This is a genomic window from Bacteroidales bacterium, assembly GCA_018334875.1.
GTDB lineage: Bacteria > Bacteroidota > Bacteroidia > Bacteroidales > UBA12077 > JAGXLC01.
Window position 1 is genome coordinate 1 of record JAGXLC010000030.1, and the last position, 26,660, is coordinate 26,660.

Sequence of the window (26,660 nt, forward strand, 5' to 3'; positions counted from 1 at the left end):
TTGATGATTTCATTCTGCAGATCTTCGCTCAGATCATTGAAATAATCGGAATAACCTGCCACACGAACGATCAGATCGGCGTATTTTTCAGGATATTTTTGAGCTTCACGCAATGTATCGGCATTCATCACATTGAACTGGATATGATGACCATCCATACGGAAGTAGCTTCTGATCAGGCTGGTAAACTTATTAATTCCTTCTTCATCCTGGAAGAATGAGGGGCTGAACTTCTGATTGAGCAGTGTGCCACCTGTTTTGATATGATCCATTTTGGCGGTTGTTTTAATGACTGCCGTAGGACCTTTTCTGTCGGTACCCTGTACAGGGCTGATGCCTTCCGAAAGAGGTACGGAAGCTTTCCGGCCGTCGGGCATGGCATTGATCACGCTGCCAAAGTAAACATGACTGGTGGTTGGCAACAGGTTGATGCGGAACTTGCCACCCCTGGAGGTGGGTTTTCCATTGATGGCATCGTAAAAGGCATTGAATACAGCCACTGCATGCCTGTCGGCATAGTCATCGTCATTGCCGTACTTGGGCGTTTCATAGATCAAATCGTGCCTCAATTCATCGTAACCCTCAAAATTAACCTCCATGGCTTTGAGCAATTCCTCCATGCTTGTTTTCTTTTCGTCAAACACTTTGTAACGGATGGATGATAGGTTATCGGCAATGCTTCCCATACCCACACCCTGTACATAGCTTGTATTATATTTGGCGCCACCTGCATTGTAATCTTTGGCATTGGCAATGCAATCGTCAATGATCAGAGACAGGAATGGTACAGGCATGTATTCAGCATAGATCTTTTCGATGAGGTTGTTTCCCCTCAGCTTGAGTTCTGTAAAATGGTTAAGCTGCTTTACAAAGGCTTCCATCAGCTCATCAAAGCTTTTGAAATTTTTGGGATCACCTGTGCTTAGGCCTATTTTTTTGCCTGTTCTTGGATCTACTCCGTCATTGAGGGTTACCTCAAGCACTTTGTTCAGGTTGAAATATCCGGTAAGGATATAGCTTTCCTTGCCAAAGGCTCCGGTTTCCACACAACCGCTGGCTCCTCCGTTACGTGCATCTTCTATGTCCTTTCCCTGCCTAAGCAATTCCTGTATGATGGCATCTGTATTGAAATAGGAGGGCTGGCCGAATCCTGTTTTTGTTATTTGTGCCGTGCGTTTGATCAGGCGATCAGGGCTTTTCTTGCTAACCTGCACCATGGAGCTGGGCTGTAGGATGCGCATTTCTTCAATCACATCAAGTATCAGATAACTCAGTTCATTGGTGGCATCGGCTCCCTGTTCGTTAACGCCTCCGACATTGATCAATGCAAAATCGGTATAAGTACTGCTTTCCTGGGCAGTTACGCCAACCTTTGGGGGGGACGGGTGGTTGTTAAATTTCAGCCAGAATGATTCCAGCAGTTCCTTTGCCTGATCTTTGGTGAGTGACTGATTCTCTATTTCTTTCCTGTAATGAGGATACAAATGCTGATCCAACCGTCCGGGATTAAAGGAATCCCATGGGTTGAGCTCTGTTATTACACCCTGATGAATGAACCAATAATGCTGCAAGGCTTCATGAAAAGTTGACGGGGCATGGGCGGACACACGCTTGCATACGCGAGCCATCTCTTCAAGCTCTGCTTTTCTCTTGCTGTCACCGGTTTGTTTAGACAGTTCCAAGAGCTTTTCACTGTACCTCTCAGCATAGGCAATGAGCGCATTGGCTACAATGCGCATAGCTTTTAATTCTTCTTTCTTGTCAAAGGCTTCCGGGTCATTCAGAAAATCGATTTTGGCTTCTGCCTCATCAATCTCATCGATCATATCCAGTATTCCATTTTGGAAAGCTTTCTTGCCGGCAACGGTATGGCCGGGAGCACGTTGTTCCTGGAATTCAGTGTAAACGCCTGCTTCATAAGCATCTATCCATTCCTGGCCGATGAGTTTGAATATCCGTTCCCTGTTGGTCTTTCCTTCCCAATAGGGTAGGATGATGTCCTTGTAGGCTTTACGTGTTTCTTCATCTACCTTGAAAGAGACTTTCTCTCTGGAGTCAAGTATATCCAGGTCTTCCACGGTATGTAAGGTGATTTCAGGGTAGGTTGGAGTGGCTTTCGGGGCCGGTCCGCGTTCACCTACAATCAACTCGCCATCGTTCACACATAACTCTTTGTTTTTCATGATGTACTCGAAAGCCAATGCCCGTTGAACGGGTATGGATACTTCCTTTGCCCGGTCACTTTTGTAAAATTCAGTGACCAGAAGCGCCCGCTCCGCTGTAATCCTGTTGACAGCATTCAGGCTCTGTTCTCTTAATTTCTGTATTCTATCGTTCATAATCCAATGTTTTTTTAACCGCCAATTTTAACTTCGAATCCCAATGATTCAAATTCTTCTTGTATTCGCTCGGGTTCGCCATCCTGAAGTTTTTGTTCCCCCATTTTGTTCTCTTTATTAAAACGTTTGTACTTACCTTTAGATATATCATAGTAGGGGAGAATATCTATGCGGCGAACCTTATTTAATTTGGTCAAATAACTCTTTATTTGTTCCAGGTTGGTTGAAGTATTCGTGATTCCCGGAATGATGGGGAAACGAATATACATATTCCGCCCAGTGTCGTTCAAAAACTCCAGGTTTTCAAGGATCAAATGGCTGGGAACCCCCGTGTACTTTTTATGCAGTTCGTTATCAATAAGTTTCAGATCGAATAGTATCAAATCGATGTTGGGCAACACTTCGATCAATGTGCCTTGATCTGAAAATCCACTGGTGTCAAGGGCTGTATGGATATCGGCTTCCTTGCATTTTGCCGTTACCTCATTCAGAAAATCGGGCTGCATAAGAGGTTCACCCCCTGAAAAAGTTACTCCTCCGCCAGAATCTTCATAAAAAATTCTATCGCCCTCTATGGTCTTTAAAAGTTCCTCGGAATCGATATAGTAACCAATTGCCTGCTTTCTTTTAAAGGTTTTATCTTCCAGTTTAGTCTTCCTGATGTAGTATTCTATGTTAGTTGATTGACTTTCAGGATTGTGGCACCACCAGCAAGAAAGGGGACACCCCTTGAAAAATACGGTTTGCCTTATGCCCGGACCGTCGTGTATAGCATAATGTTTGATATCAAAGATCAAACCTTTCATAAAATGATGAGATTTAATAGTTTAGTGACTGCATTTAGCTAAATAGAATCTGGTAAGTTCTTCAGCAAATCCAGCATTCATACAGCCCTTTTCCGTAAGGATGATACTTGGTATGGATGGTAAATGAAATGTTGTACATATCCAACATATTATATGGTAGCAAATGTAATAAAATATTTGGAAAATGTCAATTTATTGATTTTTGTTTAGGTACTCAGAAAAAAATTCAATCCATGCTTTGACAATGAAGATAAACTAGCTCAATAGCTTTTATACCACAAGTAAAATATTTTACTGTGCCATTTCAATTATCTTAAGATATGTGTTTTGTCTGGTGCTTCCTTTCTTTATTTAATGGGGTTTTCCCTGATTCACGGAACAGGGCATCCCCAGCCGGTTGTCAGCAAAGTCTTATTTGAAGTGGTTTTGAAACCAACTCTAATAGCTCATTTTGATTAAGTTGGTTTTCTGTAAGAAAATTAAATATCTATTGCCATAGATATTTAATCGAACATTTAAAGGTTTTATTCACCAGGATATTAATTGTCTGGCTGGCTTCAACCAATTGGTTAATAATGTGGGCGATCTGCAAACACTGATAATAGTTTTTCATGGCTGTAAAGCTAACCCGGAAAAAATTGTGCTCAAGGGCATAACCTTAATTTTTCTGAGCATTGAAGTCTTCGTTTTCTATTTTTTGGCGTAGTCTGCCGGTAAAGCTGATACCATCACAACTCGTATTATCCACCGGTAATTGGTAAGATATACGAAACGCTGGGTGGTGATTTGACCGGAATTTACATTAACTAGTGTAGTGACCTTGAATTTCGTTTAGTAAAATTAAAGCTAATAAGAAGATATACTCTACATCATAGAACTCAATTAAACTATAATAACTTTGCGGTTATAACACTAGGGTTTCATTACATTCTATATAATTTACCCGCTGTTCACGGTATGGTAAGTCTGTTAGCCAATGATAATGAAGGTCTGTACGGGTGTTTTTGCCTGCCCGTTTCAACTGTGAGCTTTGCCCTGGGGTGATGCGTTTCTTTATTGCTATATCTTCCTGCAGACTCGGGAGACTACCGTCTTTAAGGGTTACAATATATTTCCATTTGTTGGCCTAACAAATGGAACCTAAATTTCTAAATTGAACTTTTGTTTTAAAGATTCTTATTTACCAAAGCCTATTTTGAAATTAATAGCCTTTATATTTAATAACTGGTTATTTTTTTGGCTTCATTTCGACAATATTATTTTTAAACATTCTAAATAATTTGGCTTTCAGTCGACTATCAGACACACCTATCCTGTTTCAATAAGTAGATTGTCAATTTGTTAGTCCTTTTATCCTTTATGCTGCCTCTTGAAGCCTGTCAAATTCTATCCAGTTGTATTTATAGTAATAGTCAGCATACATTTTGATTTCTATTTGATGCCCGCTCTTTACCAATTTACCCGGGACCAGTATAAACCAATCTCTGAAAGTTCGTTGTTCCTGCCGGTAAAATTTTTTCCTCTTATAGCGCATCATGACTGAGATGTTGTAGGCAAAGCAATTTAATTGCCATAAAATATCATTGGCCCAAAAATCATCGGTTAAGGTTTGTCCTGCCCGGAGCTGACTTTTAACCTGTTCAATCCATGTTTCGCTTGTAGAGCGGACCTTGTATAGCTTATGCAGGTTCCACCCGTCTTTATCATCGTAGCTACTCACGTAACAGCCGTATTCATTAACAGGAATATACAATATATACTGTTTCTCTCCAAAGAATTTCTTTTCTACGTATTCTTTGACCATCCTGAAGGCTTTCAAGGTGCGATATCTTTTCCACGGGCCTGCCTTGTATTCAAACTCGCATACGGCAATTTCCCCATTATCGTCTATAGGCTGCCATGTCTGCTTTCTCAGGAGTTTATAGAAGTTTTTTGAGTTTTACCTTGATCAGGTAATCCCAGCCATAATCCTCAAGCAGATCTAACAGGGGACCCTTAAAAAATCCACTTTCAGCAGGGAAAAATACTTTCTTTATAGTATCTGGCAGACTGGCTTCTACTTCTTTTAGAAACTCTTCGATTCCATTAGAGGTATAAGCAGAACTAGTGCGGAACCAATTATGATAAAGGAGTTTCATCTCACTGACAAATACAAGCAGGGGATGATAACTTTTGGCTCCTTTTTTCTTTTCGTTAAAACCTTTAGCTGCTCCTTCCTGATGGCCATAAACCATGCTGACCGTAGAATCCCCGTCTAAGGTAGCCTTCTCTAATCCACTACTGCGAAGCCACCTGGAATTTTTATCCAGGGCATAAGCCTGCAGTTTCCTTGCTCCTCTTTGGGAGAGCTGTTTTAGTCCACATGCAAGGGCATCTTTATTGATTCTTTTTTTCAGGCTCAGCAAGGACTTCACCAGGCAATTCTCTGTAAAATTTGATATTCAGCTTATCCTGTTTACGCCTGCCAGAGAGGCCATTATTATACCAAGTAAAATTTGTTTATACCCAAATTTGGTTGAGTTATACCAATGGGTAGGGAATAGATAACTGATGTTCCTATCTATCTTTTCTCTGCGCAGATATTTGGCTACTACATTCAAACCGGAATACCTTGTTAGTTTATTACCTGTAAAAGAGTGATTTACTACTTTTATTTGCTCTTTCCTTTGTTTTTTTGTATATTTGAAAAGTGGTTTTATAATGTTTTGTTTTTTTTGTTTTTATCGCCCTAAATATAAGCATTATAAACCACTTTTCAATATTTTTATCTTATAATTTTAGGTAACATAAATTTATTCTGTCTTAACATGCTGGTAGATTGATTCATAATACTCTATAGTTTCGTTCTGTTATAATAACATTTAAGAGATAAAGATAAAATATGTTTTGTAGTAAACAAACCTGCTTCAAAGACATCAGCTCATGAGAAAATCATTATAACCATAACCTGGACAAGCCAGAACCAAACAGGGTGTTAGCCCAAATGCACAAGGGCTGAACTATTAGCAATATGAAAAGCCATGCATGTCCAGGTTATTTATCGTACCTTATCAATCTATAAAACCATGACTATTTTATAACAAGGAAACAAAGATATAATAATGATTTCAGCTATAGATTAATGATTTTCTGCCAAAATTTGTCAGAATGTAAATGATAAGGTACTAATTATTCAAGAATAATTCGGGTTAAATCCTTATCATATCAATCTTACATACTAAACCGGAAATTATCAGCGAATAACCGAAAAAAACCTATAAAAAAGAGGATTTCCTGTTTATATCAAACAGATCTGGAAGGAACAAACCACTGAGAAACAGCCAAGTTAATACACTTTTTAGACAACAAAAGTTTTTCATTAAATTCTATAAGATGTACTTTTAACCTGCATTATTAATAAATTTTTATAAATATGAATAAAATGCAGAGCCTGTACCGCAAAGCGGTATTAACCCCGACTTAGGTAGCCTGTCCCGATATTGATTCGGGAAACTTAAATTTTCGAAAAAAATTTTAGTGAACCTTAGTCGCTGTCGGAAACAGGAATAATTCAAGAATTATTCGGGCTAAATTTTTAAATTTATTTTCTGAAAAACTAATAGACAGTCATTAACAAACAAACAATCATGAAACATATCCTGTATATAGGAATCATTTTTTTCTCTTTATTCATTTCATGCACAAGCAATAAAGAGAAACAAGATGACAGCCGGGTTAAAATAATCAGCAAAGAATTCCGCAATCCCCCCGTCAAAGCGCGTCCGGGAGCTTTCTGGTGCTGGCTGAACGGCAATATCAGCCGGAAGTCGATCACCCGTGATCTGAGAGAGATGAACGACAAAGGGATGCGTCGGGCCGAGATATGGGATGTAGCAGCGGTGAACAACCCGGATAATTATATACCTGCCGGGCCCGCTTTTATGAGTGACAGTTCTGTTGCTATGATCAAACATGCTTTGAAAGAAGGAAAAAAGTATGACATCGAAATAGGCATGGTAGGATCCAGTGGCTGGAATGCAGGAGGGCCATGGGTAACTCTCAGATTTGCCTCCAAGGCGCTCTTTTACTCTGAACGATTCATCAAAGGACCTGTAAAAAAGACAATTGAATTGCCATTTCCTGAAGTCCCCGATAAATGCCCTAAAGACAAGGAAGGCATGCCGGTATACTATAAAGAAGTAGCAGTGCTGGCCATACCTTATAATAACCAGGAAAAAACGCTCAGCAACACTGAAAGCATCATTGACCTTACCAGCCAATTTTCCGACGGCCAACTTAAAGCCGATCTCCCAAAAGGAAACTGGCTGTTGATGAGATTCGTCTCTTCAAACACCGGCCAGAAACTGATTGTGCCTTCTCCCAACTCCGGTGGTCTGTTTATTGATTTCCTGGATCCTGATGCCACAAAAAAACACCTCATGCATTTTATAAAAAGGTTGGGAATCAAAAAGGGAAAATCTAAAGGTGAAGGAGGGCTGGCTTATATAGAATTTGACAGCATGGAGCTTGACGAGGGAACTCCATGGACACATTCCATGCCTGAAATATTCAAGAAGAGGAGAGGATATGAGCTTATTAAATACCTGCCCGTTTTGGCAGGTTGGAGAATAGAGGATCAAACCGAAAAATTCCTGTATGATTGGGAAAAAACGATTAGCGACCGTTTAATTTTCAGCCATTATACCACAGGCAGGAAGCTTTTGAAGAAATATAATATTGACCTTGTTGCAGAAGCCGGCGGACCCGGGCCTCCAGTGTGGGATACATGCCCGGTTGATGCACTCAAAGCATTGGGCAACGTCACGATTCCACGGGGAGAATTTTGGATTCAACATAGACATATTTTCCTGGTAAAGGAAATTGCCAGTGCGGCCCATATTTATGGTAAAGACATAGTGGATGCCGAATCATTTACTACCTGGCGAAGATGGAAAGACACACCCTATAGTCTTAAACCAATTGTTGACCGGGCCTTCTGCGAGGGGCTCAACCGGGTAACTTTCCATACCTTTGCCAACACCAATCCTAAAGATAGCCTGCCGGGAAGAACTTATCACGCCGGTGTGGACATCAACCCGGCTGTCACCTGGTGGGAAAAATCAAAACCATTTATGGATTACCTGTCGAGATGCAGCTATATCCTCCAAAAGGGAAGCTTTGTAGCCGATGCCTGTTATTTTTACGGCGACCAGGCTCCCAACTTCTATCCTGCCCACCACGTGGTACCCGAAAAGCCACTCCTGGATGGCCTGGATGAAGGATATGACTATGATGTAGTCAACACTGATGTAATATTGAACAGGATGTCAGTTGAAAACAATAAAATTGTGCTGCCAGATGGCCTGAGTTATTCGGTAATGGTTTTACCCGATCAAAACCATATGCCGCCTGAAGTACTTCAGAAACTGGAGAAAATGGTACGGGAAGGAGCCACCATCATTGGTAAAAAGCCAGTGACAGTCCCCGGCCTGGATGAACATGCCCGGGGAAATACTGAGCTATCAAATATTGCAGATAAGATGTGGACAGGATTAGACGGGGAAGATGTCAAAACAAACCATTATGGAAAAGGAAGGGTTATCCATGGCCTTTCTGCAACGGAAGTTCTATTAAATGATGGTATCATCAGGGACTTCAGCCATACAAAATCACCTGACCTGGACTTTATTCACCGTCAGTTTGAAGACGGGGATGCCTATTTTATCAGGAACAAGACTGAACAAACTTTTTCAGGTGAATGCAGCTTCAGGGTTACAGGGATGTATTCGGAATTATGGGATCCTTCCACAGGAAAGCAAACGAGAATAACCGATTTTTCTGAGAAGGAAGGTATGACAACCATGAATCTCGACCTGCCCCCCCATGGCACAGTCTTCGTTGTGTTTACCGATAATAAACGAACCTCGCAACCAACCAGAGACCGTATTGCTTTGGATATAGCATCCAAACAAAAAATTGAAGGCCCCTGGAAGGTTACCTTCCCTGAAGGATGGGGAGCGCCGGCTGAAACAACATTTGATAGTTTGATTTCCTGGACGGATTCTGACATACAAGGCATCCGGTATTTTTCAGGTACTACCACCTATCATAAAAATATTTCCATCCCGGAGGAGGCAATCAGTAACAATGATGAGATTTATATCAGCCTGGGAAAGGTTTGCGATGTGGCGGAAGTCTACGTGAATGGTACTTCGGCAGGTATATTGTGGAAAAAACCCTTCAGAACAGATATTTCAGATCTTGTTGAACCAGGTACCAATCAATTGAAGATCGAGGTTGTGAATTGCTGGGTTAACAGGCTTACGGGGGATATGCGGTCGAAGCCGGAGAATCGTTTTTGCCGGACCAACCAGCCTTATATTACCAGCGATGATATGGGTTTTGATAACTGGGCAGAAGGCGGAAATGAAACATTCAGATTACAAACATCCGGCCTGCTGGGGCCTGTTAATATTCTATACTCAAAGAATTAATCAATTAAATATCTAATATATGAACAAGAATTGCATACGCTTGAGTTTTCTTCTGATCATTCTGTTTAGTTTTTCAATTAGCCATACACAAGAGCCATGGATCAAGCAAACCGACAGGAAAGTCATTTTACAAAACGACCAGGTTGGTTTTCAGTTTGATCTGTCTCGGGGTACCTACCGTATTGTGGACAAGCAATTTGGTATCGTTCCTGTGAAAAATGCAAAACTTCAAATTAATCAATGGTCGTCGGATGACAAGGATTTTAACAGATCATGGGATCAACACGATGTGAAGGATGAACTGGGCAAAGGCCTTGCCCTTGATCTTAAGTTCAAAGCAGACAACAGGCCTGACTTACTATTTACCTTTATTTTGTATGAAAATCAGAATTTTATAAGTGCAACGGCCGGTATAACCAATACAACAAACGAAATAACGCGGGTTAAGGACATCTATATGATGGCAGATGGAGCCATGTACGATGGAACAGACATGACAGAAGAATTTGCCATGGTAGACGGCTTTAGCGGAGGTGAACCCCTGGAATACGGCCGTCGTGTTTATTCACCTCTTACCAGAAGTAATGCCCTGAAGTCGCGCAACAATATTCTTATAACTTTTACTGAAGATCAGGATCGCAGATCATTGGTCATGGGAGGACTCACCTATCATGATTTTGAAAAATTTGCCACCATTAAGCAAGCCCGCCGGGATGAATTGGAGTTGGGCAAGGACAATAAGAGCAGCCTGCTTTGTTACCTGGATCTGCCGGGTAACAAGCCTGACAAGAGTAAAAATGGCGAAATCCTCGAATTAACTGAGGGTAAAGAACTTCGTACATGGTCCAATCATGAGTTTCGTTGCAAGGAAACTGCCACCTCGGTGAGGGCGCATGAAGAAATCGTCATAGAAGCCAGGAATCTGAAAGAGGACAAAATATATACCCTCGGTTTTTCATGGTGGAGGGGCTTTCGGCATGGCAATCATGGTGATCACCGGCAATCGGTTTTTGTGGAATATGTTGAGGGTGGCTCTATAAAAAGATTGCCTCTGTTGGAAAACAAGCTCCTTCCACGGTTTGACAGGGCTAAAAAGCAAGACCCCGAACAAATGGAGTTGCCATTGCCGCCCACGGCAATCAGTGCCGGCAAACTACTCATTGTTGTTGAGAAATCTCCCCAAAAAACAAAGGATACGGAGAAGGGCTCCAATCAACATGTGTCAGGAGACAAGCATGCCTATCTGAATGAAATATGGCTTCGCGATGGCGGGGCAGAAGCCTTGCTCCCTGATGAACTCACTCCTCTTAGTGAATCACCGAGACCCAGGCAAAAATATACGGGACAACTATTTGCCAGGGATCCTATAGGGAAACGGGTGGATCCGAACGATACCTATCAAGCGCCTGATCGTTTCTATATCAGTTTCACCACTCCTGATCCTTTCATAGCCCTGGAAAATTATGGTTCGCATGTTCAAACAGCCCAGAAGTTTAACCTGAGCATGTATGATTTCCCAACCGTTTGCCTTTGGTATGCAGCCAACGACATTTATGGCGACAGCGAAGCGGAAAACACCTCCCTGGGAGCAGTTGAAGAGATGGAGCGCATTGCAGAAAGCGGATTTCTCAAATACAGCCGGGCTGCGGTACGGCTGGTACCTGATTCCTATATGCCCAACAACCAACAAGGGTGGTGGGATAACAAACATTGGCAGCAAGATGTCGAACCACACAACGGAAGTAAAAACGGACAATATATAGAACCCTATGAAACCACTGAAAAATGGGGCCAGGCAGTAACCGAACTGGGAGGGATTCCTTTATCATATAACCAAACAGGCTTCCGCTCTGAGGATTATGCCAAAGCGTTCCCCGGGCATATGTTGTTTAACAAGACTTATGCATGGAAAGGCCAGCCTGCAGATACAAGCAGCGAATTGTTCACGGATTGGAGAAAAACCTGGGCCCGTAACGGGCGGTTATGGAGTTATGATTATACCGATCCTGACTTCATTGATCATATGCAAAACGTTTATAAAAATTTGAAAAAAGGAGGTGTAAAAGGTTGGATGTTCGACTATCCGGCATCGGGATGGGCCTCTGGTGGGGGCATGGAGGATGACTATTCCACAACTGCCGCCGCTTACCGCAACATATTCCAATTGCCCACGGAAGGATTGGCACCCGAAGCCTATGTGCATGAAAGGAATATGGAGCGCGGTACCGATATCTCCATTGGCCTGGTTGCATCCATGCGTACGGAGAATGATACGGAACTCATGGATAAGACCACGGTAACGCGCTGTGGGTTGCGCTGGTATAAGAACCGTGTTCTCATGAACCTGGATACCGATTCCAAGGATATAGCCAGCTTTCAAGACAACCGCGATCATGTCAGGGCGATCCTCACCATGGCTTATGTAACCACAGGCCGCCTGCTGCTGGCCAACAGTTTTTCCCAGTTTTCAGGGGAAACATTATGGGACATATCACGAACCTTTCCTTATCATACTACTCATAAAAGCGCACGTCCGGTTAATGCATTTGTTTCTGAATTCCCTTCGGTTTACGATTTTAAGGTGAATGATCAATGGCACCAGGTGACCTTTTACAACCCTGATTTGGATTCATATAAAGCTGTAAGCATTGATATCTCAGGAAACCCCGTTGAAGGCGCCCTGAACCTTAACAAAGATAAAACCTACTATGTTTACGACTTCTGGAACGACAGGTTCGTAGGAAAAATAGAGGGGAATTCACACCTGAAACAGGTATTGCGCCCGGCTGAAGCCCGCATGATGTCTGTAAGGGAATGCCTTGAACGGCCTCAGGTGTTGTCCACCAATCGTCATGTTATGCAAGGTTATCTCGATATGGTTCGCGTGGAATGGAATGAAAACCGGAGCAAACTTACCGGAGTAAGTAAAATAGTTGGCCAGGATCCATACGAAATTACACTGGCGCTCAATGGGTATCATGCCGGTGAGTTGACATGCAAGGATCGAAAGACCAAGGCAACCTTGTCATCCGGTAAGGATGGAATGGTCAGGTTAACCCTGGAACGGCCGGAAAATGGCACGGTGGAATGGTCTGTCACTTTTGATCGCCCGTAAAAACGGGTATACCATGCACTTCTAAAACAAACAGTCTCATATACAAAATCAATTAAAACAATAAAAATCATGGTACGACTATCTATCATCATTTGGTGCTTCTTGCTTGTAGCCTGTAATACTGCTACAGAAAAAAACCAGAAAGAAAAAATATTTCATGATTCCAAAATTTCATGGATAGGAGACGGAAAAGAACAGCCGGAAAAAGACTCCCTGTTTTATCTGGATAACCCTACACCCATTTTCAGAAAAGAGTTCAAATCTGAAAAAAAGGTCAACTCGGCCAGGTTAAGAATAACCGCGGCAGGTTATTACAAGGCAAGTATAAACGGAGAAAGAGTGGGAAAAAATATGCTGGATCCTGCATGGACGGACTACAGCAAAAGAATATTCTACTCCGAATATGATGTAACGGACATGGTTGAGGCAGGAGAGAATTGTATGGGAGTTGTTTTGGGCAATGGTTTTTACAATCCACTGCCATTGAGAATGTGGGGCAGAAGGAACCTGCGTGAACCTTTAACAGTTGGAAGACCTGTTTTCATTGCCAGCATTCAGCTGGAATATGAAAACGGCAAAAAAGATGTGATCATTACCGATGATTCCTGGTCTTTCTCATATGGCCCCATCCTGAAGAACAACGTGTACCTTGGCGAAGTATATGATGCACGCCGCGAGATCGATGGATGGGACAAAACCGGCTTTGATGACTCTTCATGGGAAAAGGCAAAGCTGGAAGAAGGACCCGGGGGTGAAATACAGAAAACCTTCTTTCCTCCCATTCAAATAACCGAAAGAATCCAACCTGAAGATATATACCTTCAGGATGAAGGAACATATATAGTAGACATGGGTGTTAATTTTGCCGGTGTATACAGGATTAAACTGAAAGGCGACCCTGGAGACAGCATCGTTATAAGGTCGGGCGAACGGGTTTACAGCGATGGAAGCCTTAATCCAATGACAGCAGTATGCGGGCAGATCAAAAGTGAAGGGGTTGGAGGACCTGGTGCACCCGATACAGCCTTGCAAGAAGATATCTATATCATCGGCAGCGACACGGAAGCCTGGTTTAAACCCGAATTCACCTATCATACCTTCAGGTATTTGGAAGTAAACGGATTGGACAAAAAACCCGAAATACAGGATGTTGAAGGCCTGGCCCTGAATTCGACTGTAACAAATAACAACAGTTTTTCAACCTCATCCGGCTTGATCAACTCCATACAGGAAATGACAGAAAGAACCTTTCTGTCCAATCTCCACAGTGTTCAGCAGGATTGCCCGGCAAGGGAAAAATTCGGGTATGGAGGCGATCTGAATGCCTGCAGCGAGGCCTACTTATACAATTTTGACATGAAATCGTTCTACCGCAAAACGGTCTATGACTGGGTTGATGCGATGAATGACTCAGGCTTTGTCGATACCGCCCCCTTTGTTGGTGTCCAGTATTGTGGCCTGAGCTGGGAATCGGCCATGCTGATCACACAGTATTATCTATACCTGTATTATAATGATACGGAATTCATCAGGGAGATGTATGAAATAAACAATGACTGGATGGACAAGGTGGCCAGGATTCATCCGGAAGGATTGGTAAACAGTGGGCTTAGCGACCACGGTTCCATGGAACCAGTTCCCGTTAAACTGACCGGTACCTGTCACTATTTACAATGTGCCCGCATCATGCAAGAATTTGCCTCTGTGATGAATGATCAGGAGAAACAGGAAAAGTATGAAAAACTGGCGGCAAAACTGAAAGGGTTGATTCAGTGTGAATTCTGGGACAAACCTGTTAAAGATGAAATCAACAGGCAAACACTGCATGCGTTTTTGCTGTATCACGATATCGTCCCCCAGGAAGATATTGATGCTGCAAGGGACTCCCTTTTAAATGCAGTTCAAAACGGACCCGCGGGACATTTTAACACCGGTATTTTCGGTACCAAATACATCACTGAAGTATTGTCCGAACATATATCTCCTGAATTTACATACAACATCGTCAACAGCAATGAATTCCCGGGCTGGGGATATATGATAGACAATGGTGCAACCACCATCTGGGAAACCTGGAAGGAGAGTGACAACACTTTCTCAAACTGCCACCCCATGTTTGGTTCAGTTTCCGAGTGGTTCTATAGTTGGCTGGCAGGCATAAAACCAAACCCCGAACATCCCGGGTTTGAAAAATTTTATTTGGCGCCTTCCACGCCCCAGGAGCTGGATCATGTAAACTGTACCTACCATTCCCCACATGGGAAAATAGTATCTAATTGGGAAAGGGATAACAATAAACGTATTTACCAGATGGAAATTCCATCGGGTACGGCTGCCAACGTTGTGCTCCCCCTGAAAACAGCACAGAACATATCGATAAAGAAAAGCGGAGATCCTGATTTTAAGCCAGGCCAGGTGGATGGGTTGGAATCGGGCCGTTTCGAACTCAGTGAAGGAAAATATACAATAACCATCAAATAAATAAAAACAATGACAAAAAGCGTAAATCTAAAAATGGGATTGACGATCTTATTCGTTACCATGCTTTTTACAATCCCTGCGAAATCACAGGAAAATGATCCTATCATGTACTGGGATTTTGACAACATCAGCAACAGGTCAGCCGTAGAGAAAACCAGCGGCATTGCAGATACACTGGAAGGAAATTTCGATATAGCCCCGGGTATAAAAGATCAGGGATTAAGGCTGGATGGATTCACTGCATGCGTGCGCAGAACGAAAAACGAAGTTCCGGTTCCCGGCGATGAATTCACGATAGAGGCCTGGGTTTCTCTGGGCAATTACCCCTGGAACTGGTGCCCTGTAATCACCACCGAAACAGAGAAAATAAAAGGCGCGCCGGGAGTAACGAAAGGGTATCGTCTGATGATCGGAGCCCACGGAGAAGTTGCCCTTCAGGCAGCCATAGGAGAGCAATGGATCACCTGCAGTACAGAAAAGCTTACCATGCCCCTGAGAAAATGGATGCATATTGTTGGGGTTTACCGCGAAAATAAAGAAATGGCGGTATATGTGAACGGGGAATTAAAAGCCTCCCTGCCCATACAGGGAAAAATTGCATACTCAAGCGGACATAAACCATATTGCCTGATAGGCATGGTTGGTGAACCCGGTAAACCATCTGATCTACACCGGACATGGGGTACGGTGGCTCAATACTACGGACTGAATGGCATCATTGACGAAATAAAAGTATACGATACAGCCCTCGAGCCCGAGCAGGCTAGGGGAAATTTCACTGCCTTTGAAATGAAGGATCCCGATATTCAGCCCCACAAACTTCCGGACATTGAAGAACACCCCGGCCGTTTCGGGGCATTCTATACCAAACTCAAATATTATGATGGCTGGGATAACCTGTGGCCCGTCGACCAGGATCCTGATATAGTGGTTACTTTCGATAAGCTACCTGTAAAGGTCATGTTTTGGAGAGGCATAAGATATGGTACTTCATGGGTCTCCGAGAACAACAACTGGATGACGGATCAAAGCGTTGAGGCCTGGGGCGTGGGAGAAGAGGACAACGAAGGTTGTTTTGAACACATGCAGGACCGGCACTGCAGGTTTTCCCACGTCAGGATTATTGAAAACAATGATGCCAGGGTGGTGGTTCACTGGAGATATGCGCCTGTAAGTGCATACAACAACACCTGGAGAGTAGATCCTAAAACAGGTTGGGAATGCTGGATTGACGAATATCATTATATCTATCCCGATGCTGTTGGCATCAGAAAGGTTTCATGGAAAAAAGGCAGCCTGAAATTTCCGCGCCAGTTCCAGGAATCATTGCCTTTGTTGCATCCGGGCCAGATGGAAAGCGACCTGCTTCATAAGGATTATGTTCATGTGGCAGACTATAACGGAAACAAAGGCCCCGTCTCTTATGTAGAGAATCCGCGGGAACAAGACACCGAATTTGCCCGGGATTATACCGTTCAGCAATACAACTTCAAATCGGAGAACAAACCATTTATCTGCTTCGAGCCAGGAAACAGAATGAACGTCAGATGGAACAACATTGAAGATTACAACGATCATACCGGATGCAATCACTTTCCAGTTGGTCAGGCAAGATGCGACGGACGTACAAGCACAACATCCGACCGGCCCTCCCATTGCGGGAGCTTCCCCATATCATACCCGGTACTGCATGAAAAAGGAGACCGCTATTACTGGAATGGACTTTACGGGATCAACGATATGGATGTCGAAGGACTTGTCGAATTAGGCAGATCATGGGCTTATGCTCCTGATATAGAAGTCAGGGGTAATAACTTTCTATCAGAAGGATACGACAAAAGCGAAAGATGCTACAGAATTAAAAATACCTTAGGACAACCAGAGAAAATTCAACTTACTCTTAATGCCAGCAAAGATAATCCTATTGTAAATCCTGCCTTTTATCTGGAAAATTGGAGTGTTGAAGATGCTAAGGTGCTTATGAACGGAAAAGAAATTAACGATTATCGGATAGGTATAAAGCATGAACTGGAAGGTGATGATCTTATTCTTTTCTTATTTCATAAAAGCTTTGAACCAACTACAATAACTATAAAGGCTTACTAGATATTATAATATTTCTCTATAACAATGATCAATGTAAAATTTATTCACAAAAAGACATTTAAACCTAAAAATTATGAAGCTAAGTAGAAAAAGTCTTACGTCGATGATACTGCTCTGCCTGATTCAGAGCGTATTCTTATTGAATGTTAAAAATGCCGGGGCACAGGAATCGGCCCAGTTTTTTGATCCCGTGGAGGTTCCGGATAATACCAAAGAAAAATTGAAAGAGATTTTCGAAGATAATGCATTTTCTGCAAAATCTTTTAATGGAAAGTGGCTTCCTGATGGTTCGGGTTATTTAGTTCTGGAAAATAAAGCTGGAGATAATAGCCCTTCACTTGTAAATTATGATGTGGTCAGCGGTAAGCGCACATTACTTGTTTCCCCCAATAAATTCGGTTTCTCCGGAGATACTGCTTCTTATAACATTCAGAGCTATGAGATCTCATCTGAGGGAAACAGAATACTCCTCCAGACAATCCGCAAGGAGGAGGGTGAAAGTGAAAAGGTTTATTGGATGCTGGAGATAGAATCGGGAACATTAGAAAAGGTGAAAGCAGGAAATAACAGCAACATTTCTCCGGAAGGGAAAAGAATCCTTTACTCAGAGGAAGGTGATCTGTATGTATATGATATGCGAAGTGAGGAAACAATATCACTCACAGAGGATGTAGTAGCTGGTACTGTTTCGAATAGCCGGGCAGTCTGGAGTCCTGATGGCAACAAGGTTGCTTATGTACACTCAGATGCTTCTGATGTCAGAAAAAGATCATACCTTCTTCCTTCTGATCCCACTTATCCGGAAGTGAAAGAAGTGAGGTACTCCAGGGTAGGCGGAAATATTCCCGCTTTACGGATAGGTGTGGTGGATGCGGAAGGAAAAGAGAAACGCTGGCTTTCTATCCCCATACCCTCAGAGGGTTATTACCTGGGTCAAGTAAGCTGGGCAGGAAGTTCTGATGAGTTGTTGGTGGAGAAGAGAAGCCGTTTCCGTGACCATAGAGAGTTTTTGATTGCCAACGTTAACAACGGAAAAATTAGAACTGTTTACGAAGAGTCTGATTCTGCATGGGTTGTCGCCAGCTATGGAACCAATGGGGGAGTAGAGTGGATTCGGGACTATAGCGCTTTCATTGTCCTGAGTGAAAAAGACGGCTGGAGGCATGCTTATTTGTGCTCACGTGATGGAAAGAAAGAAGAATTAATGACACCCGGAGAATATGATATCATCGGGCGTGTTGGTGTGGATGAAGAAAAAGGCTGGTTTTACTATTACGCATCCCCTGATAACGCTACCCAAAAGTATCTCTATCGCGTTCAGCTTGACGGAAGAAGTAAACCTGAGAGGATATCCCCGGTGGATCAGCCTGGTAACCATCACTATTCCCTTTCTCCAGATGCAAAATGGGCGTTTCATACATATTCATCAAGCGGAAGTCCCCCAGTTATAGAACTTGTCAGGTTACCGGAACTTGAGGTCGTGAGGGTTCTCGAGGATAATGACGAGCTTCGGGAGAAGAGAGCATCAGGGAATCCTCAACCCAAAGAGTTCTTTCAGCTTGATATAGGCAACGGCGTGGTGATGGATGCATGGATGATCAAACCCCGCAATTTTGATCCTTCCCGGAAATATCCGGTTTTCGTGTATGTTTATGGAGAACCTCATGCACAGACTGTAAGAGACGCATGGGGACATGCCATGGCCCATTATCATCGGGTAATAGCCGATATGGGATATCTGGTGATATCTATAGATAACCGCGGCACCCCTTGTCCAAAAGGAGCTGCATGGCGTCGTGCAGTTGCCGGGAGTTTAGGTCCTCTTTCAACTAAGGAACAGGCTGCAGCACTGAAAGAATTCGCCCGCACCAGACCGTATGTTGATCTTAATCGGGTAGGCATCTGGGGCTGGAGTGGTGGAGGATCTAATACCCTTAACGGGATGTTCCGGAAGCCAGAGGTCTATGACGTTGGTATCGCTGTGGCTCCAAAACCACAACCAGGGCTTTACAATGCATGGTTTCAGGAAATATACATGAACACCCCTGAAGTTAATCCAGAAGGCTATCGTAAGTCTGCTCCGATTAACTTTGCCGATGGGTTGAAGGGTGATCTTTTAATCATTCATGGCAGTGGAGAGACCAATACCCATATTCAAATCACGGAGGGACTGGTCGACAAACTCATTGCCCTGGGCAAACAATTCGATTACATGGTCTATCCCAATAGGGATCATGGTATCAGAAAGGGAAAAGGGACTCCATTGCATTTGCGAATGCATATGGCAAGGTATCTCCTGAACCACTTGCCTCCGGGACCTCGTTAATTCGAGCATTAGACTCCTATCGTCATGAAACCCGCATGTTTATTACCTTCGGTGAGTTCACCCGCATACGCGGGTTCGGTTCATTGCCTTGTTGTGCAGTACTCTACATGCGGGTTTTATTAGAATTATCCCTGGCTTTTTAAGCCAATATACTATCCTGTCATGATAACTGGGATTATCTGAAGCATTATGTGCTTTATTATTATTTAATTATCAGTGAAGTTTCAACTCCAAATTCTCTTCAGAAAGGTGTTTTATGTGTGTATTATATTGATATTGCTAATTTTGACAAATCACTGGCAAGAATCGAGGTCATTAAGATAAGATAATATATATTATGGATAATTCGATACTTTCCTCAAATAGTTGTAAAAGATATTTTTGACAAATAGGAATTATAGGCCTTTAAATATATGATCATCCAAACAAATTCGTTAGCTTGGTTGTTTTATTACTGGATGACATCATCATAAATTTAGTTGCTTATGGAACCCATTTGTTTTAAAGTACCCCGCCAGCAAGAAGAAACTGTAAGGGTAGAATACTGGGATTTGCCTTATTTTTATGAGCCATTTCATTTCCATGAAGAATGCCAGATTACATATGTATTGGAAGGCCAGGGCATTCTTTTTGTTGGAAGCATGTTAAACGCCTTCAAATAAAGGCAATCTTTTTTTGATTGGTAAAAATCTTCCCCATGTTTTTCGAAATGATGAACAATACTATCACAAAGACTCCAGCTTACGATCCAAAGCCATATCTATATTTTTCTCTTTCGATATTTTGTTGAATTTATTTAAAGGTATACCTGAATTTTATCATTTAAATACTCTTCTGCAAAATTCAATGCATGGGATAAAATTGGAAAGAAAGCATACAAAAGAATTGGGAATGCATATGCAGCAAATTATTCCTCAAAAAGGATACATTAGGTTAATGAAATTATTTACCATTCTCAATCTTATTTCTTTCAATGAAAATACTGAATTAATCTCCCATCATCCTTCAGGAGAATTTGTATTGGAAGATGATAACCGCATGAATAAGGTGTTTGATTACATCATGATGCATTACCATGAGCAGATTAAGCTTGAGGAAATGGCTGAGTTGGTTAATATGACAACAACTTCTTTTTGTAGGTATTTTAAGTTACATACAAAGAAGACCTTTTCCAGATTTATGATTGAGGTTAGGATCAGTAAGGCCTGCAAACTACTTACTGAAGAGCATTATAATGTTGCGCAGGCATGTTATTCGTCGGGATTTAATAATATTTCAAATTTTCATAGACATTTTCGAAGAGTAACGGGATTGACTCCGAACGAGTACAGAAAAAAACTTCAACGTAGTTATTGTTATTGATAAAGATTCAATGACGGTTTTTTGTATCATTTGTTTTTTTCAATTTTCTTAGAAGATTTCTTGATGTGGGTGTAATTGCCAATCCCCCTCGACCGGTACAACAAAAGTCTGAATGCATTTTTTTGCCAACGTTTTTTACAGATTCAATTGTTTCTTCAAATGGAATAACTGGGTCATATCCGCTCAAGGCCATAGTGGCGGATGAAAGAGCATTCATGGCTGCGGCAACGTTTTTTCCAAGACAAGGTACTTCAACCCTGTTAGCTACAGGATCACAAACAAGGCCTATACAATTCTGAAGTGTCATTGAAGCTGCATTTATTGCCTGTCGGGCGTTCCCTCCATAGAGTTGAACCAATGCACCTGCTGCCATGGCTCCGGCAGCTCCCGTTTCGACCTGACAGCCATGCTCCTCAGCTGAAAATCCGGGACCATTGGCTATGAAGACTCCAATCATCCCTGCTGCAAAGTAAGCCTTTATGATATCTTCCAGTGATGATCTCAGTTTTTCACCAACGGCCTTAAGAAGTCCTCCTACTGTCCCGCACGAACCTGCTGTGGGTATAGCTACAATCACCCCAAACGAACTTTTGTATTCCATTATGGCGGAAACATAAGATATGATGAGGTTTACCAATGGATCAAAGTACTCCTGGTTTTTATTTCTGAAATATAAATAATGCGACTGGTGCGGAAGAATCCTGTCCTCATATTGGGTTCCTTCCAGGCCTTTTGTCATGCTATGTTCAACAATATGTATGAGGTCTTCCATCATTTTCTCCAGTTGGCTGTGTTCCAATCCGCTCTTGGCTTGTTCATAAACCATCCCCAACTTGCCCATATCCAGATGATGTTTATTGCCAAAATCCAACATGGAAGGAACGGAAACGAAAGGAATTTCCTGTTCATTTCCTGATAATATTGGTAAAACAGGATTAATTTGGGCAAAATGGATGGGTTTTTTTATTTTGCCTATTTGATCCTGTAAGCCTTTTGCAAAAGGCTGGGTTGATTTTATTTGGAGAACCTGAAAATCATCATTTTTTTCCCAGTGGATAAAACCATTTTCAGTGAGGAGATCCCTTATTTTTTGTTTTTCTTTATCATCCAGTGGATTATTGTAAAAGATCAGCAACTCATGATAATCCCCTCTAATGCTTACTGGAATATCATTAACCCGCTTGACTTCCATCATGCCTCCCCCAGTGGATACAGCTGTTACCTGTATCTTTTTGCCTCTTTTGCTTTTCAACGTCAATCTGACTGTATTAGGATGATCCGTTGGAAATGAACTTATCTTGTATTCTATATTAACATTCCGGTTGTTTGCAATATTCTTATAATCAAGAATTTTTTCTTCTTTCAGATCTATATTCAGCAATCCCCCGCTCATTCCCAAAACCGTCCCCTGAGGTTCGTAATTAGAGGCCCAGGCTCCCTTCTCGTCAAACTCTACCAGAGCTTCAGATAATTCATTATTTAATATATCCAGTGACACCTTTGCAATTCTCCACGAAGCTGCAGTATGGGAGCTCGAAGGTCCACGCATAACCGGACCAAGAATGTTGTTGAAGATAGAAGGATTTTGTGTTATCATAAGATTTTCAAAAATAAAGGTTTTTATTGATACATTGATGTGATATTTTGGTAAATCCTTATACGATCTTTACATTTTTTATTTAAGCTCATCTTCTACAGTTGCATTTTGTATCTATCTCTTATTTTGAATATTATAAGCATAAAAAATCTCTTTGGCACTACATATTTTATATTTTTCTTATTTTCGGGGGCAATGCCATACCCACTGCCTAGAAAATCGCATGACAGCTTCCCCGGGCTTGTGTACGTAGCTTGATCCTACTGCTGGACTCTTCTATGGTTATCTCCTTCACGCTTTTAGGGTCCTGTTTGACCTGGAACCATTCCAGGTTCTGTCCGTTAGCCTCAAGTCTTCTCTCTAATTCTTTTTTCAGCACAAGGGCGAGAAAACTACAAAATACATGGCCTCTTATGGTTTCATCTACCTTGTGGAATATGGGTCGGGACTCGAGAATGCTCTTAACGTCACAAAAAATATGTTCTACCATCCTCCATAGCTCCTTATATTTGAGGGCCACCTCTTCCGAGGCCATGTCTAAACTCCTTGTCAGCACCCATTTGCCGTCATATCGCTTTTTTTCTTTGACTTTAGCAGTATTAATCTGCATGGAGTCTTTTTTAACTTTCAGGTATTTGCGGTATCCTTTATTGCCAATCATGGATTTGGCTCCTTGTTTTAGCCTCTTTTTCAGGCTCTCGATTATGATCTCCCGGTCAGCCTTATCCTTCCTGGCCTGCCTGAGATTCAGGCAGACGATGTAACGCTCGTCCTCGTGCCAAACTTGTTTTACTATAAGTGGTGCAGGTGCTTTTGAGCCTGGTTTTTTCGTTATGACTTCCTGGTATCTTCCCCGGCGGGTAAAAACCTCTTTTTTTACTCGATTTACTTTTTCATTCTCACACCAAGGATATAATCAATGCCTTTTGTCTCCATTGCCTCTATGGTATCCTGGCTTATCATACCCCGATCGGCTACCATACACATTTTTTTTACCCCAAGCCGCTTGTTCAGCCGATTTGCTATTGGCATCAGGATGTTGACATCAGCTGTATTGCCTGGCTATATCTCACAACACAGAGGGAAGCCTTTGTCGTCAAGGACAACGCCGAGTACCATTTGCTTGTGGTCCGGCTGGTGATCTTTGCTGTTACCGTATCGGCCAATTTCGTCTCCGCCTTCACCTTCAAAATGGATGGAGGTGGAATCAAAAAATACCAACTCGAGCTGTGAAAACACGGTTCGTCTCCGGTAGAAGAGTCTTTCCTCAATCAGATCCTTGATACATCGGGGAGCAAACGGGGTTTTTTCCGCCCTGTTCGTCCAAAGGGGTGCCCAGAAAAGCCATCGCCTGGTAGAAATGGTGAAGAGCGAGCTCCTCTGACCCTTCAATAGCATACTCCTAAATCCATATCTCGCAGGGCTGGTCAGGGCCGCTTACAAACAATCGATGCAGAACCGTGATAAAAATTGCCAGGCTAACATCAAACTGTTACTTACGGTCTTTAAACAGCTGGCCAAGCACCGGCTTAATCCCTGATTCTTTTCATAACAGTTTAAACAACCAATACGGCGCCGATATTTAACACCTGACTGTCAGGCAGGCTTTTACCCGTGAGCAGCATAAGAACATTACTGGAATATTTTGAAAGAGATTGTATTATGTTATCCATCTCTCCTTTTTCCTGAAGTTCATCTGGTCTGCCGAGTGTAGAAACCACTCTCTGTTTGACTTTCCGGCCTTCGCGATAGGTTTGTACTATCTGAAGTTACTGGTATTCTCCTGTTTCCTTTACCCTGACGAACATATGGCAGTTGTTTTTATCATTTCAAAAATACCCGGTTAATTTTTATTCCGTCAAGGTTTTATTAGAATATTTTTGGCGCTACATTTTGAAAAATTTTTTTGAAATTGTTCGGGTAACACATTAAATATCAGTACATAAATTTTTAGATACTCATGGGAACTTTAGACTGTAGAAGAAAAATTAAGGGATAAAACGACAGTGGTTTGATAAGATTATATATGAAATAGTCAATTTTCTATTTTAATTCTATGATTTATCAATATATATTTGAAGGTAATTATGAACGTATACTCTTCGAAGTATATTAACTTTATTTGCTGATGCTTTTAGAATTATTAATGATTTTATCATAATTTAGCAGTTTATGGATGAACAAGATTTTGTAAATGAAGCACCTAAAAGGGGAGATACCTATATAGAACCGATGTTGATTTGGTTTTTTTCTTCAAAAGAGATTTATAGTTTAATTTCTATGGAAACAGCCATCTCCCTTATGGAAAAAGCCTTTATAAGTCTTTCTGCTGAGAAAAGTGAGGTGCCTCAAAGATATGTCACTGAATTTAAGGAGCGGGACCTAAAATTGCTTTTGAAACCTTCGTTTAGTGAGGATATTGATTGTTGTGGAGTCAAAATCCTTACGCAGAAGGAGAAAGCTCCTTCTTTAAATTTGCCTACAATAATGGGAGTCATGCATCTTATAGATGCTCAAACAGGTGAATTTTTGGCCATCATGGATGGGACCTCTATTACTGCTCTTCGAACAGGTGCAGCCAGCGGAATAGCTACCAAATATTTGTCAAGGGAAGACTCTCAAGTATTAGCTATATTTGGTTGTGGTGCCCAGGGAAGAACACAATTGGAAGCAGTATGTGCTGTCAGAGATATTCAAAAAGCCTATGTATATGATATAAGGCCCAAGACTGCCGAAAATTTCATTAAAGATATGCAGTCTAAAGTAGAAGCAGATATTCAATTCACAGATGATTTGACCTTCCTTTCCAAGGCAGATATTATCTGCACTGCCACCGGAGCTGAATCTCCATTATTTCAACTAGATCAAATCAAGGAAGGTGTGCACATCAATGCCATAGGTTCATTTCAACCTCATATGCAGGAGATTGATCCACAAATTATAAAGGCAAGCCGTTTATTTGTGGAGCAAAAAAGCGCTTCTATGGTCGAAAGTGGTGACCTAATAATACCAGTTAATAATAAAATTATTACTGAGGATCATCTGATTGGCGAAATTGGAGAAGTTTTTATTGGCAATAAAGTAGGTAGAGATTCTGAGGAAGATATTACCCTTTTTAAAAGTGTTGGTATAGCCGTGCAGGATCTTATGGTGGCTGAGGCAGTGTATCATAAAGGCGATAAAAAATCAATGGGAACAAAGATTGAATTGTAGTCTTTCATAATCAATAAAACCCTTATGTAGGGCCTTCCAGTGATCTACATGATTAACAGAGGTGTTACAGGGTTATTTAGTTCAAACCCTCAGATATTTAGGTTATTGCATATTTAAGTAAAGATTATTGCCAAATCTTCATCCATCAATTATGCAAAGAATCTACAGGGAGATTTATTGATAGTCCATGGTAGTGCTGATGATAACTGTCATTTTTAGGGAACAGAAAGATTAATTAGCGAACTAATAAAGCACAACAAGAAGTTCACCATGATGGTGTATCCAAACAGAAGCAATATAATTGATGAGGGGGAGATTACTTCCCGTCATCTAGGTTATATTTTGCTTGATTATTGTTAGAAAAAATATAATGCCTGGTAAAAATAATATTTGGTGATAAAATCATCGTTAAATTAATGCGCTGTCTTTTTCTATTTAACCTGGATCATTCATAAACGAACGTAGTGAAGTTTATGAATGCGCGATGGTTTGCGGGTAGGATCCAGGTAACCCCGCATTAGAAAAACCGGCTTTTTGCGAAATTTATTGAAGCAAAAAGCCAGGTTTTTCAATAGCGTCAGAAACCCGCATCCACTGAGTTTTGCTACAAGAAAATGATTAATATGCGGGTTCAATGGGGATTGATCTGAATTGTTCAGGTTGTGCAGTTATATTATATTGTATTACAGAACTTTAATAAACTTGAACAAGAATTAATTATTCTTGAATAATTCGGGTTAGATAAAGCACCAAACTTCAAATACCAAATATCAAATAATATTCAATTTTCGAAAATCCAATAACCAAAACATCCAAATTCAGTCATCTACTTGCATACTGCG

The 26,660-nt window shown here is 41.6% G+C and carries 16 protein-coding genes; 8 read left to right on the forward strand and 8 right to left on the reverse strand.

The genetic code is table 11. The features are described 5' to 3' along the window. The 4 genes from KGY70_04395 to KGY70_04410 form a co-directional block, all read right to left on the reverse strand. Positions 1 to 2,339: glycyl radical protein (locus KGY70_04395; protein ID MBS3774401.1), on the reverse strand; the 2,339-nt coding region annotated here is incomplete at its 3' end. A gap of 14 nt (positions 2,340 to 2,353) precedes the next feature. Further along, entirely contained in the window at positions 2,354 to 3,145 is a 792-nt protein-coding gene (locus tag KGY70_04400) for a glycyl-radical enzyme activating protein (GenBank protein ID MBS3774402.1), read from the reverse strand. A 1,357-nt stretch (positions 3,146 to 4,502) separates the two neighbouring features. Beyond that, positions 4,503 to 5,060 carry a transposase gene (locus tag KGY70_04405; protein MBS3774403.1) on the reverse strand — a complete coding sequence of 186 codons (558 nt, stop codon included), beginning with the start codon at positions 5,058 to 5,060 and terminating at the stop codon, positions 4,503 to 4,505. Positions 5,061 to 5,064: 4 nt separating this feature from the next. Continuing rightward, the gene (locus tag KGY70_04410) at positions 5,065 to 5,559 is read right to left on the reverse strand and encodes a transposase (protein MBS3774404.1); all 495 of its coding nucleotides are present in this window, start codon (positions 5,557 to 5,559) and stop codon (positions 5,065 to 5,067) included. Positions 5,560 to 6,771: 1,212 nt separating this feature from the next. Here KGY70_04410 and KGY70_04415 point away from each other — a divergent pair. The 7 genes from KGY70_04415 (at position 6,772) to KGY70_04445 (ending at position 21,008) form a co-directional block, all read left to right on the forward strand. Next, a complete protein-coding gene (locus tag KGY70_04415; GenBank protein ID MBS3774405.1) occupies positions 6,772 to 9,618 on the forward strand; it encodes a hypothetical protein in 2,847 nt (948 codons plus the stop codon). A 19-nt stretch (positions 9,619 to 9,637) separates the two neighbouring features. Further along, positions 9,638 to 12,733 (forward strand): hypothetical protein, encoded by a 3,096-nt coding sequence (locus KGY70_04420; protein MBS3774406.1) that lies wholly within the window; start codon positions 9,638 to 9,640, stop codon positions 12,731 to 12,733. Positions 12,734 to 12,802: 69 nt separating this feature from the next. Continuing rightward, complete coding sequence (locus tag KGY70_04425; protein ID MBS3774407.1) at positions 12,803 to 15,214, forward strand: family 78 glycoside hydrolase catalytic domain; 2,412 nt, start codon at positions 12,803 to 12,805, stop codon at positions 15,212 to 15,214. A gap of 9 nt (positions 15,215 to 15,223) precedes the next feature. Further along, complete coding sequence (locus tag KGY70_04430) at positions 15,224 to 17,320, forward strand: LamG domain-containing protein (protein MBS3774408.1); 2,097 nt, start codon at positions 15,224 to 15,226, stop codon at positions 17,318 to 17,320. Between the two features lie 73 nt (positions 17,321 to 17,393). Continuing rightward, a complete protein-coding gene (locus KGY70_04435; GenBank protein MBS3774409.1) occupies positions 17,394 to 19,646 on the forward strand; it encodes a DPP IV N-terminal domain-containing protein in 2,253 nt (750 codons plus the stop codon). A 485-nt stretch (positions 19,647 to 20,131) separates the two neighbouring features. Further along, entirely contained in the window at positions 20,132 to 20,308 is a 177-nt protein-coding gene (locus KGY70_04440; GenBank protein MBS3774410.1) for a hypothetical protein, read from the forward strand. A gap of 13 nt (positions 20,309 to 20,321) precedes the next feature. Next, positions 20,322 to 21,008 carry a helix-turn-helix domain-containing protein gene (locus tag KGY70_04445; GenBank protein MBS3774411.1) on the forward strand — a complete coding sequence of 229 codons (687 nt, stop codon included), beginning with the start codon at positions 20,322 to 20,324 and terminating at the stop codon, positions 21,006 to 21,008. Positions 21,009 to 21,015: 7 nt separating this feature from the next. On the opposite strand, the gene KGY70_04450 is transcribed toward KGY70_04445, so the two are convergent. The 4 genes from KGY70_04450 to KGY70_04465 form a co-directional block, all read right to left on the reverse strand. Next, positions 21,016 to 22,605 (reverse strand): L-serine ammonia-lyase, iron-sulfur-dependent, subunit alpha, encoded by a 1,590-nt coding sequence (locus KGY70_04450; protein ID MBS3774412.1) that lies wholly within the window; start codon positions 22,603 to 22,605, stop codon positions 21,016 to 21,018. Between the two features lie 211 nt (positions 22,606 to 22,816). Next, positions 22,817 to 23,266, reverse strand: coding sequence for a hypothetical protein (locus KGY70_04455; protein ID MBS3774413.1), 450 nt, complete (start codon positions 23,264 to 23,266; stop codon positions 22,817 to 22,819). Positions 23,267 to 23,490: 224 nt separating this feature from the next. Further along, positions 23,491 to 23,637: a hypothetical protein gene (locus tag KGY70_04460; GenBank protein ID MBS3774414.1), complete on the reverse strand. Its 147-nt coding sequence runs from the start codon at positions 23,635 to 23,637 to the stop codon at positions 23,491 to 23,493. Positions 23,638 to 23,667: 30 nt separating this feature from the next. After that, on the reverse strand, positions 23,668 to 24,003 hold the full coding sequence (locus KGY70_04465; GenBank protein ID MBS3774415.1) for a hypothetical protein: 336 nt from the start codon (positions 24,001 to 24,003) through the stop codon (positions 23,668 to 23,670). 774 nt (positions 24,004 to 24,777) lie between these two features. Between KGY70_04465 and KGY70_04470 the strand changes: the two genes are divergently transcribed. Further along, positions 24,778 to 25,818: a hypothetical protein gene (locus KGY70_04470; GenBank protein ID MBS3774416.1), complete on the forward strand. Its 1,041-nt coding sequence runs from the start codon at positions 24,778 to 24,780 to the stop codon at positions 25,816 to 25,818. Positions 25,819 to 26,660 lie beyond the last annotated feature (842 nt).

Excerpts from the sequence above, each read along its gene's own strand:
- KGY70_04435 (MBS3774409.1), top strand. The coding sequence starts at position 17,394 with ATGAAGCTAAGTAGAAAAAGTCTTACGTCGATGATACTGCTCTGCCTG.
- KGY70_04455 (MBS3774413.1), bottom strand. The coding sequence starts at position 23,266 with ATGATTGGCAATAAAGGATACCGCAAATACCTGAAAGTTAAAAAAGAC.
- KGY70_04425 (MBS3774407.1), top strand. The coding sequence starts at position 12,803 with ATGGTACGACTATCTATCATCATTTGGTGCTTCTTGCTTGTAGCCTGT.
- KGY70_04460 (MBS3774414.1), bottom strand. The coding sequence starts at position 23,637 with ATGCCAATAGCAAATCGGCTGAACAAGCGGCTTGGGGTAAAAAAAATG.
- KGY70_04450 (MBS3774412.1), bottom strand. The coding sequence starts at position 22,605 with ATGATAACACAAAATCCTTCTATCTTCAACAACATTCTTGGTCCGGTT.
- KGY70_04440 (MBS3774410.1), top strand. The coding sequence starts at position 20,132 with ATGGAACCCATTTGTTTTAAAGTACCCCGCCAGCAAGAAGAAACTGTA.
- KGY70_04415 (MBS3774405.1), top strand. The coding sequence starts at position 6,772 with ATGAAACATATCCTGTATATAGGAATCATTTTTTTCTCTTTATTCATT.
- KGY70_04420 (MBS3774406.1), top strand. The coding sequence starts at position 9,638 with ATGAACAAGAATTGCATACGCTTGAGTTTTCTTCTGATCATTCTGTTT.
- KGY70_04400 (MBS3774402.1), bottom strand. The coding sequence starts at position 3,145 with ATGAAAGGTTTGATCTTTGATATCAAACATTATGCTATACACGACGGT.
- KGY70_04470 (MBS3774416.1), top strand. The coding sequence starts at position 24,778 with ATGGATGAACAAGATTTTGTAAATGAAGCACCTAAAAGGGGAGATACC.
- KGY70_04465 (MBS3774415.1), bottom strand. The coding sequence starts at position 24,003 with ATGCTATTGAAGGGTCAGAGGAGCTCGCTCTTCACCATTTCTACCAGG.
- KGY70_04430 (MBS3774408.1), top strand. The coding sequence starts at position 15,224 with ATGACAAAAAGCGTAAATCTAAAAATGGGATTGACGATCTTATTCGTT.